The 1,658-nt window shown below is 37.7% G+C and carries 1 protein-coding gene; it reads right to left on the reverse strand.

The features are described 5' to 3' along the window. Positions 1-1,658: collagen-like domain-containing protein (locus tag M4I21_RS17810; protein WP_249560588.1), on the reverse strand; the 1,658-nt coding region annotated here is incomplete at both ends.

The raw sequence follows: 1,658 nt of genomic DNA on the forward strand, positions 1-1,658 counted from the left end.
GTATCACCCGTTGCGCCTTTGTCTCCTGTTAAGCCTTTATCGCCATCTAATCCTTGTGGACCTTGATCACCAATAACTCCTTTATCTCCGTCAGCACCTTTTGCACCAGTATCACCCGTTGCGCCTTTGTCTCCTGTTAAGCCTTTATCGCCATCTAATCCTTGTGGACCTTGATCACCAATAACTCCTTTATCTCCAGTTTCACCTTTATCTCCATCAGGACCCTTTGCACCAGTATCACCCGTTGCGCCTTTGTCTCCTGTTAAGCCTTTATCGCCATCTAATCCTTGTGGACCTTGATCACCAATAACTCCTTTGTCACCAGTTTCACCTTTATCTCCGTCAGGACCTTTTGCACCAGTATCACCTGTTGCTCCTTTATCACCAACTGGTCCTTGTGGGCCAACTGCTCCGCCTGCTGCTAATTCCGATAATGGAACAAACAACACACTATTATCATCTTCAATTTCTAAATTAGAACCTACAACCGAAAAACGAGTATTTACTTCATTTGTAATGCTCTCATCTGGATCAGTAGAGCTAACTGTGTAATTTCCACTTCCGTCATCTGTAACAGAAATATTACCTGCTCCACTAACTGTTTGATTATATTTAGATAAATCAATTGGTGTAGCTGTTGGATCATTAGTTAACGTTAAGTTATCTCCTGTTAATGCTAAATCTTGACTGTCTGTACCTGCAAAATTGGTTACTGTGCCATTCTCTGATGTATATGTGAATGTACCATCTCCATTATTTGCTAACGTTGTTACAGTATTGTTTGTGTTAATAGTTGCTGAATTACCAGAATCATCAGTAATCGTATATGTTCCATCGCCATTATCTACTACTGTAGAACGTTTTGCATTGAATGTTGTTGAAACTCCACTTTCATTTACATAAGTAAAAGTACCATCGCCATTATCTGTTAAAGTTGTATCTGTTTCATCAATTGTAACAGATGCTACATTTAAATATAAACCACCGTCTGTACCTACTTGAATATCATTATTAGCATTAGCACTTACCAAACCTAATGTTTGAGAAGAACCTGTACCGTCGGTATATGTTATTGTACCATCGTTATTATTAACTAAAGAACCTGCAACCTGGTTTGTATCTATCGTTGCAGAATTACCAGAATCATCTGTGATCGTAAAAGTACCATCGCCATTATCTAAAACTGTAGAACGTTTAGCATCGAATGTAGTTACTACGCCGTCTTCATTTGTATACGTAAATGTTCCGTCCGCATTGTCTACTAAAGTCGATAATGTTTCCGTAAATATTGTTACTGTACCATCTTCTGATGTGTAGGTTAAACTACCATCACCATTATTTACTAAAGTTGTTACTGTATTGTTTGTGTCTACTGTTGCTGAATTACCAGAATCATCTGTGATTGTAAATGTTCCATCACCATTATCTAATACCGTAGAACGTTTAGCGTCAAATGTAGTTACTACGCCATCTTCATTTGTATAGGTAAATGTTCCGTCTGCATTATCTACTAAAGTTGATAATGTTTCCGTAAATGTTGTTACTGTACCATCTTCCGATGTATACGTAAAACTACCATCACCATTATTTACTAAAGTTGTTACTGTATTGTTTGTGTCTACTGTTGCTGAATTACCAGAATCATCTGTGATTGTAAA

The organism is Cellulophaga sp. 20_2_10, from assembly GCF_023476645.1.
Classification (GTDB): Bacteria; Bacteroidota; Bacteroidia; order Flavobacteriales; family Flavobacteriaceae; genus Cellulophaga.